The following is a 7,733-nucleotide window of genomic DNA, read 5'->3' as shown; positions in this document are numbered from 1 at the left end:
GTTAGGCGTAAGTCAGCTTGAACAGCACCGCATCGTTCGCGTCGCGGAACCACAGCCGCACATCCTCCCCCTCGCGCTCGAAGCGCAACACTCCGGCCATGTGATCATCGATCACTTCCTCGCCATTCTCCTCGAAGACCTCGGGCGGCTTCAACATAGCCGCGCGAAACCGCTCCCAGCGCATGGTCGTCGAAGTGGCGTCTTCGGTCGGGTGCCGCCCGACACTGTTCTTGTTCTCCTTCCACCAAGCAGCAACAGCATCGTCGTCCCAGATCACCTCGCGCCCTTGTTTGCCAGACGGCTTGGGAAAGGGGTGCCCGAGGAGCGTGTGTTCATTCTGGTGCGCGAGCGTCGGGTGCTTCTCCATCCATCGGTAGAGCGTGGGCTTGCTGGCTCCCGTTAGCTTCAGAACGTCCGCAGTCCGCACTTCATCCTCCCGCAGCCCGCGCTGCACGCTCACGCATATATGTCTCGTGCATTGAAGTGTCAAGAGAACAATATTATGATAGTTTCGTCTCGTGAGCATTATTCTCTTGCGACCAACGTATCATGAGACTATACAGCGATTCGGATGGCCGTCCCGCTGCCACTTCATGTGGCGGAAGTTCACCCAAGCGGTGAGCGATCGATCTCTCATGCAGAGATCACCCCCTACGGAGAAGCCCCACTGGGGCCAATCCACGCAACTGGCCTTCGGGCCGCGACGCCCTCCTTTCCTATCGGGACGGGAGAACCATGCAGGGTAGCTACCCTCGAATGCGGGACGACCAACATGATCAAGGCGAAATCCCCGCCTGCAAGGCGGACAGTGACCAAGTGGCTGGAAGTGGCCGATCAGAATGTGATCGCACGCCGAATGGCAGCGGCGAAGTTCAAGCTGGCTGATCTCGGACAGCGAGGCGGTGTGGGCCTGCGCGCCGTCTACATGAGCGGACCACCCGGTGTCGGCAAGACGCACAGCATCGTCGAGCAAGAGAAGGTCTGGCGATCGAACGGGTTGGAACCGCTGCGCTTCCGTCCGCAAAGTGTCCGCGACCTCATCGACTATTTCGCGGCGGCGCAGGGCCGGAGGCCGCTCATCATGGAAGAGGCCGACATCATTTTCCGATCCAAACCCATGTTCGAAATCTTGAAGCAGGCGACCGATCCACTCACTCCCGACACGTTCCACCGGATCGAGAAGATTGAGGGCGAGAAGGTCGAGGTGGCGATAAACCTCAACGTGCCGATCGTGGTGTCCACCAACATGGACCTGACGAACGACGCAGGTTGGGACAAGGACTTGCTCGCAGATCGCGACGCCCTGTTCAATCGATCCCGACCGGTGATCGTTCCTGACGACACGATCGCGCTATGGGAGTGGAGCGTCTATCTGGCGCTCACCTCGCATCTCACCATGAATGTGACGCTTCGCAATCCGAGAGGTGGGAAGCCGATCGAGCAAGCCAACCCATTGGCTGTGCAGGCGCAGGCAATCGATTGGTTCACAGCGAATGTGAATCAACTGGCGGTGATCAGCCCGCGCACCCTCAAGCATGTCGCCCAGTTCATGGGTCGTGCTCATCGCGGCGATATGCCGCAGTCCATCCTCCACGAGGAACTCGCGGGGCTGCTCGGTCCCGAGAGGTCGGAGCCTGTGCCCATCCCGGGAAAGGCGGACTGGGCGATGCTGCTGCGGTCGATGCCGAAGCATGGCGATGCTGCGCCGCGCGCGCAGGCGGCGTGATCGTGCCTGCCATGATCGTCCATGTTGACGAGAGCCCGGTCGGATCGGGGAAGACCGAACGCGCCATTCGGCAGGTGGTCGGCGTGCCCGCCCGCTGGTTGATCGCCGTCGAGAAGATCGACGGAGTTGCCGAACTCGCGGACCGCATCCGGGAAGCTGCGCGAGGCACCATCACTTTGCAGGAGATCGCGTCCACCGGACCGCGCCGGGGCAGCAGCGTTCGGCAAGAAGTCGAGGCAATGCCGTTCCGCTATGAGAGCGGCCATGTCGTCGTGATCTGCACTCATGCGGCGCTGCTGATGAGCGATCTCCGAGAGTTTGGAGGTTGGCACCTGATCGTTGATGAGGTGCCAAATGTCCTCTTAATGAGCGAGGTCCAGTCGAAGCTCGATGCTACGTTCTTTGAGACCCACTATGCGCTGGCGCACGTCCATGGTCCTTGGTCCGAGGTGACCCTGACCGAAGCCGGGAAGCGTATCGACGGTTCCGATCTGCAACAGGACGACAGCCACCGGCATCTACGCATGTTCCACCAGCGTGTTGCCGACGCTGAACGGACTGCGCGCCCGGTGGTCTGCAACTTGCGATGCTGGGACGACATGCGTCAACCCGATCTCCAGTGGACGTGGTGGAGTTTGTTCTCGGTTCGGCAGCTTGCAGCTTTCGCAACCGTTCGCTTCCTTGGCAACGGGTTCATGAATAGCGTCTCGGCGAAGATGATGCAGCGGTGGGAGCCGGATGTGCAGTGGGTTACCCGGTCTACGCCGGGAGACCGTCCGCTCGTCAGTCGCTCTGTGTTGGTGCGCTATTTCTCACCGGATCGACGAGCATCCAAGCACCTGTTCGAGAGCCCGAAGGGGCAGACCGCTCTGACCGCAATCGCTGCATACATCGCTGCGGATGCACCGAGTGATCGATTCATTTGGTCTTCGAACGACGTTGTGCGGCGACTGCTGGCGCGCCACCTGCCTGCGGAGAGGCGGCTGGCACCTCGGCAGGCGGGAACAGATAGCTGGATGCACTGCACGCATGCCGCCATGATCTATGCGGCCAAGCCGTCCAAAAATGTTAAGTCGGTTCTACGTGCGGTCTCCGTGACCGAGGACGAGTGGATCAGCACCAATGAACGAGAGGCTATCCTCCAGTTCGTCACGCGCACGTCGATCCGCGATGTCGCGAGCGCCGAGCGTGCCACCGTGTATGTGTTCGCCAAGGACCAAGCCGATTACCTCATGGCGTTCTTCGAGCAGCAGCCACACATGCACGCGGCGAGCGAGTTCGTTGATCTCGGTCTTGATCTTGCGGTCGAGAAGCCGGGGCCGAAGGTCAAAGCAAAATCTCCCGAAGAAGCGGCGAACACGATGGCCGAGCGGCGGAGAAAAAAGGCGCAACACGAACGCGATCGACGGGCGAGGCAAAAGGTCACCAACTAAAGGCGTGGGTCGCCGTGGTCGTGGACACCTATTCCTTCTTATTAAGAGAGATACATGTCCACGCCGACAACTTCGATTTGCAAAAGGCCGCTGTTCGAGAACGAGAGCACGAGGCCATGCCGAGTGCTGTCGGGCTCGGATGAGCGGGCGAACGGCGGGTGCTCGCCGCGCGAGCGCTCGGCGTCTCGTTCATCCATCAATGAAGGCGTCGCCGCCATGCGGCTCCGGCGATCTCGCGATTCCGTCGCCGTCAACGGCTCCGGCCTCGCTCATCGCATTGATACGTCGAATGGGTGGGGGCTGAAAGGTCGTCGCCTCTCGATGCCTCAACATAGGTCCAGAGCGGGCGAAGCCCGCCCCGTGACCACGGCGAAGCACGCCTTCATAGATCGCTGCCAAGCCGACCCTAAATACTCGATGATCGGGAGGCGAGTATGACTTGGAGGCACTATGAGACCCGTTCGGCGGGAGCCGTGCTGGTGAACAAAGACGGTGTTCCGCTCGCGGCCACCTACGAAATGGGGATCGTTTCGACCGGGCGTTCCCGCGTATTTGCCGGTCACTTCGTAAGCGTGACCCTCCCCGGCAGCACCGAGTTTTCGGGCGAGGATGAGCACTCGCTTCGAGCCGCCTTGCGCAAGCTCGATGCCCATCTCGGGGCGGTCGATCTTCAGCTTCGTTGCGTCGGGCTCGATCCCGAGTTTTCGGAGAGCGGATTATCGGTTGATACAGGGTGGGGATACGTTCCGGGCGGAGACGGAGCGGTCCACATGATGGATGCTCCCTCGTCCCGGACGGACAATCAAGCAGAGGTTGACAGACTCATTAGCGAAGCGGTCGCGGCAATGCGGATCGGCTTGCGACCCTGACCTTATTTGCCTCTCGGCACGCGCTCACCAGCCCCGACTAACATTGCCCTTCAAGAACCAGTCCCAAGGTGCGATGGCTTCATAATCCTGCTAACCCGGTCGGATGGCCGACAGATTGAGCCCTGAAGCGCGCAGCGCGAACATGAGTAGGGTCGGCAACAAGAACACCAAGCCGGAGCTTCTCGTGCGCCGGATTCTGCATCGGGCCGGTTATAGATTCCGCCTTCATCGTAGTGATCTACCGGGATCGCCCGATGTGGTGTTGCCACGATGGCGAACCGCTGTCTTCGTCCACGGCTGCTTCTGGCACGGCCATGAGGGCTGTCGTCGCTCAAAGCTGCCATCGACGCGAACCGATTTCTGGCAGACCAAGGTCGAGCGCAATCAGGAGCGGGACGGCATCGCCAAGAAGGGCTTGGAGAGGCTCGGCTACAAGGTGGTCACGCTATGGGAGTGCGAGTTGAAGAATGAGGCTGGCATCCTTGAACGGGTGGACAGCGCCACCGATCGGGAGGGTTAATGCGCGGGCTGGAAGCCGAACTGGACGCTGTGCTCGCGCAGACGCTGGGAGGGCATGATGTGGTTCCCTTCATGACGCAGATGCTGCCCGCCTCGACCGTGCGCCTCCGCCTACTGCCGCCCGAGATGCTGAAGCTGCTGAAGTCGTCTCCCGACTACCGGAGCGTGCGTCCGGGTGATCCGCCGACGTGGTTCCAGATTGCGGCGGAGGATCAGCACGCAGAGTTGGTCGTCTATCGAGCCGAGGCGGACGGGAATCACTATGTCCTCTCGCCAAAGTAGCTTGTAGGCTCCTCGCAGTATCGAACGGCGGTGAGGGGCATGGCAAGGAGACCGAGGGGCAACGATTCGGAGGCACTACGCCGGAGCCTGATCGATCTCCTAACCAACTTCGAGGAGCACCTGCGGACCAGCGCCCTGCGTGATCAGGTTCGTGCCCTCATTCCTGCGCATGAGTTGCTCCGTGATCTCGGCGGATCGCTGCTGCCGGGTGGTCCGCAACTGTCAGCCCGAAACCGCATCCTCGCCTACCTCCGCCGCTTCCCTGCGCAGGTGATCGACAGTGAGGAACTGATGATCGTCGCGGGGATCAGCGAGTTTGCCCGCCGCATCCGCGAGCTTCGCGTGCAGGAAGGTTGGCCGATCCTGTCGGGCATGACGGCGCGCGAGCTTCGGGAAGCCGAGGAAAGCGACGACGGCGATCTGCCGCCCGCAATGCGGCCGGATCAATACCTCCTTCAGGAGGATCGGCAGGACCGCGACGCAGCGCACCGCTGGAATATGGCGAACCAGATACGCAAGAGCAACGCGGGCGTCCGGGACAAGCTGCTGCGGTTCTTCCGAGCGAACGTCGGCAAGCATATCACGTCGGAGGAGCTTCGCTACGTCGCCGGAGACGTGAGCGAGTGGGCAAGGCGGACCCGGGAGCTTCGCACCGAGGACGGCTGGCCGATCATCACGAGAAACAACGGCGATCCGACGCTCGCCGTAGGCGTCTACGTCCTTGCTCGCGACGAGCAGGCTCCGGCGCACGATCGCCACATCCCGGAGATCGTGCGCCGAGAGGTAATGCGCCGGGACAACTGGTCATGTCGCTGGGTGGGCTGCGGCTGGCCTCACGGCTTCCCGGAGAGCGACCACCGCTACCTTGAAGCGCACCACATTAAGCAGCACATGCACGGCGGCGAGAACACGGCCGAAAACCTCGTGACGCTGTGCAACCTCCATCACGACGAGACCCATCGCACCAAGAAGCTGGAGATCGTGCCGCTTTAGGCGGCGATCTTCATCCTGCTGTCGAGAAGCTGACGGACCACGGAAGCTATGGCCCCGGCGAGAGGCGGAGGAACGGCGTTGCCGATCTGGCGCGCAATCTCGATCTTGGTGCCGACGAACTTGAAATCGTCCGGGAAGCCCATCAGCCGCGCTGCTTCGCGGTGAGTGATCGGACGGTCCTGATCCGGGTGCAGGTAGCGACCCTTCTCCGGCTTGAAGAACTCGGTGCGGATGGTGACCGAGGGACGGTCCCACCATAACCGGCCAAACAGGTCGGTGCCGCCCGACGTCTTCCGAATCCAGCAATCAGGCGTGATCTCCGGCGCGTTCCGCTGAAGGTCAAACCGGTTCCCACCCGGAGGAACAGCCCGGTAGCGCTGGAGGCTCTTTTCGGTCGGGGTGCGACCGAAATGAAGGTTCAGCGGCGGCTTCACCTTCCGCACTTCCGTGCCGACCGGCTTCTTCGGCAGGTCGCCGATCGCGTCGCGCACTGTCCGCCATGCGGGCAGGTTCGACATCGTGCCCGGTTGTGCGTGGGTTGCCAGCGGCGGGAACAGCGGCGCGCTCGCGCCTCGCTTGTAGCCGATGATCACGGTGCGGCGGCGGGTCTGCGGAGCGCCGTAGTCAGCCGCGAGCAGGATGTCCTTCACGGTGTTGAAGCCCAGCTTCTTGGCGTGCCTCTCGATCGCGGTGCATTCGTCCGACCGCAGAAGCTCGGCCACGTTCTCGATCACGAACACCGATGCGCCCGAACGCTCGACGATATCCATAAAGGGGAGCCAGAGCGCACGGCGGCGATCGCCGACCCGACGCTTGTTGAGGAGACTAAACCCTTGGCAGGGCGGGCCACCGATAACAACATCGGCGGCAGGGATCGGGCGATTCGAGGAAACCCACTCCTCGATGTCACCGCAGTCGGCGTGGGGACCAAAGTTTGCGCGGTGCGTCTCGACTGCCGCAGCGTCGAAATCCAGCGACCAGACGCTCTCGAAACCGCCGCAGAATCGGGGATCGGTGAAACCCAGCGTCAGCCCGCCAGCGCCGGAGAATAAGTCGATTACCCGATAATCCAAGCTGCCCTCCGCGACCCCGCACAGCGGATGCTCACCCAACAAACTGCGGAAGGTGCTACACGGGCTCGATTCGCCGCGCAACTTCGTTCTGTCTCTGTTCCTGTTGACAGCGCGACTTTTGCGATGGTCCGAGGTGGTCGAGCTTTCGCACCACGAAAACGTGGAACCCAGATGAGCCCTCCTCAAGGCGTGGAACAAAGGCTGGGTTCTAAATAGCTGTATGACTACCCCTATCATGCTCGCCGACTGCCCCGGCCTTATCGACCTCATGCTGACCGGCGACGAGCACCGCATCAGCTTCGGCCTCAACGGCGTTGGGGTAAGCGTCGAGCGGATCGGCGATGCTGCCTATCTCGAAGCTGCGTGCCCGGGATTCGGCTTCTTGGCGATCTATCCGGGCTGGTATGCCGGTGAGCACGGCGCACCAGCCCACGTCGTTCTCGTTGGCGACCCTATCGCCTGCACTCGATGGCTCCCCATGGGGCGGGACGACAGACTCGCCATCATCAACCGCTTGCCTCTCGACCCAATCGACCAGACGCTGTGCAGACTGGCCGCGTAGCCGTCACCGTGCCCGTTCAATAAGCGCCGACAACTGGTTGCCCTTGCCGACCAGCATGCGGTTCGCATTGAGGGTGCTGTTGGTGCTCGGGTCGTAATAGCCGAGCAGCATGGCATTGCGGTCGAGCGCCTTCTGCTTCCCGCCATCCTGTTCCTCGATATAGCCGATGACGATCCGATTTGCGTTCAAGATGGGCGTGCGTGCCATGATACCTCCATCATTTGAGGAGATGAAATCGCTCCAGTGCTGGATATTGTCGAACTAAATGAACTGGTT

At 61.7% G+C, this 7,733-nt stretch carries 11 protein-coding genes; 7 read left to right on the top strand and 4 right to left on the bottom strand.

Annotation, left to right across the window (positions count from 1 at the left end; genetic code table 11):
- Position 1: 1 nt before the first annotated feature.
- Positions 2–454 carry a helix-turn-helix transcriptional regulator gene (locus ACODTA_RS30120; protein ID WP_489071351.1) on the bottom strand — a complete coding sequence of 151 codons (453 nt, stop codon included), beginning with the start codon at positions 452–454 and terminating at the stop codon, positions 2–4.
- Positions 455–772: 318 nt separating this feature from the next.
- Here ACODTA_RS30120 and ACODTA_RS30115 point away from each other — a divergent pair, with 318 nt between their 5' ends.
- The gene (locus ACODTA_RS30115) at positions 773–1,726 is read left to right on the top strand and encodes a hypothetical protein (protein ID WP_489071349.1); all 954 of its coding nucleotides are present in this window, start codon (positions 773–775) and stop codon (positions 1,724–1,726) included.
- Entirely contained in the window at positions 1,723–3,159 is a 1,437-nt protein-coding gene (locus ACODTA_RS30110; RefSeq protein ID WP_489071347.1) for a hypothetical protein, read from the top strand. The genes ACODTA_RS30115 and ACODTA_RS30110 overlap by 4 nt, the downstream gene beginning before the upstream one ends.
- A gap of 41 nt (positions 3,160–3,200) precedes the next feature.
- Here the strand turns inward: ACODTA_RS30110 and ACODTA_RS30105 are convergent, their stop codons facing one another.
- Positions 3,201–3,377, bottom strand: coding sequence for a hypothetical protein (locus tag ACODTA_RS30105; protein ID WP_489071345.1), 177 nt, complete (start codon positions 3,375–3,377; stop codon positions 3,201–3,203).
- 261 nt (positions 3,378–3,638) lie between these two features.
- On the opposite strand from ACODTA_RS30105, the gene ACODTA_RS30100 reads away from it, so the two are divergent.
- The 4 genes from ACODTA_RS30100 to ACODTA_RS30085 all read left to right on the top strand — a co-directional run bounded on the left by ACODTA_RS30100 (position 3,639) and on the right by ACODTA_RS30085 (position 5,822).
- On the top strand, positions 3,639–4,028 hold the full coding sequence (locus ACODTA_RS30100; RefSeq protein ID WP_489071343.1) for a hypothetical protein: 390 nt from the start codon (positions 3,639–3,641) through the stop codon (positions 4,026–4,028).
- A gap of 103 nt (positions 4,029–4,131) precedes the next feature.
- Positions 4,132–4,548, top strand: a complete 417-nt coding sequence (locus ACODTA_RS30095) for a very short patch repair endonuclease (protein WP_489071341.1) — start codon at positions 4,132–4,134, stop codon at positions 4,546–4,548.
- Positions 4,548–4,829 carry a hypothetical protein gene (locus tag ACODTA_RS30090; protein WP_489071339.1) on the top strand — a complete coding sequence of 94 codons (282 nt, stop codon included), beginning with the start codon at positions 4,548–4,550 and terminating at the stop codon, positions 4,827–4,829. Before ACODTA_RS30095 ends, ACODTA_RS30090 begins: the two co-directional genes overlap by 1 nt.
- Before the next feature lie 39 nt (positions 4,830–4,868).
- Positions 4,869–5,822: an HNH endonuclease gene (locus ACODTA_RS30085; RefSeq protein WP_489071337.1), complete on the top strand. Its 954-nt coding sequence runs from the start codon at positions 4,869–4,871 to the stop codon at positions 5,820–5,822.
- On the opposite strand, the gene ACODTA_RS30080 is transcribed toward ACODTA_RS30085, so the two are convergent.
- Positions 5,819–6,895 carry a DNA cytosine methyltransferase gene (locus ACODTA_RS30080; RefSeq protein ID WP_489071335.1) on the bottom strand — a complete coding sequence of 359 codons (1,077 nt, stop codon included), beginning with the start codon at positions 6,893–6,895 and terminating at the stop codon, positions 5,819–5,821. The genes ACODTA_RS30085 and ACODTA_RS30080 overlap by 4 nt on opposite strands.
- A gap of 235 nt (positions 6,896–7,130) precedes the next feature.
- Between ACODTA_RS30080 and ACODTA_RS30075 the strand changes: the two genes are divergently transcribed.
- Complete coding sequence (locus ACODTA_RS30075) at positions 7,131–7,457, top strand: hypothetical protein (protein ID WP_489071333.1); 327 nt, start codon at positions 7,131–7,133, stop codon at positions 7,455–7,457.
- Between the two features lie 3 nt (positions 7,458–7,460).
- Here the strand turns inward: ACODTA_RS30075 and ACODTA_RS30070 are convergent, their stop codons facing one another.
- Positions 7,461–7,664 carry a hypothetical protein gene (locus ACODTA_RS30070; protein ID WP_489071331.1) on the bottom strand — a complete coding sequence of 68 codons (204 nt, stop codon included), beginning with the start codon at positions 7,662–7,664 and terminating at the stop codon, positions 7,461–7,463.
- Positions 7,665–7,733: the final 69 nt, after the last annotated feature.

The sequence above is a fragment of the Sphingomonas sp. FG14 genome, from assembly GCF_057809675.1.
The sequence above is the reverse complement of the archived record's forward strand: the minus strand, read 5'-3'. Positions and strand labels throughout refer to the sequence as shown.